Source organism: Bradyrhizobium sp. 23AC (assembly GCF_054863025.1).
The window spans coordinates 1-263 of the sequence record NZ_JAVAYN010000195.1; the positions used below are offsets into that span (position 1 = coordinate 1).

Annotated in this window: 1 protein-coding gene; it reads left to right on the forward strand. The window is 63.1% G+C overall.

What is annotated here, in order from left to right; translation table 11 throughout:
* Window positions 1-263 (forward strand): serine aminopeptidase domain-containing protein (locus RAD10_RS42075; RefSeq protein WP_461622045.1); only part of this gene is annotated, 263 nt, incomplete at both ends.

Genomic DNA, 263 nt, shown 5'->3' on the forward strand with positions numbered 1-263 from the left:
GATGACTGGTTAACGCGTGAAACGCAGTTCGCTGCCTTCGCCACCGGGCCGCTGCTGGATTTCTGGCGGCAGCGCGAAGAAGGCGAGTTCAGCGGCGTGGACGGCGTGCCGATCCGCTTTGTGCGTTTCAGTTCCGCGCGGCATCAGCGCGTGGTGGTGGTCAGCCCCGGCCGCATCGAAAGCTACGTGAAATACCCCGAGGTGGCCTACGATCTGTTCCACTGCGGTTACGACGTGGTGATCGTCGATCATCGCGGCCAAGG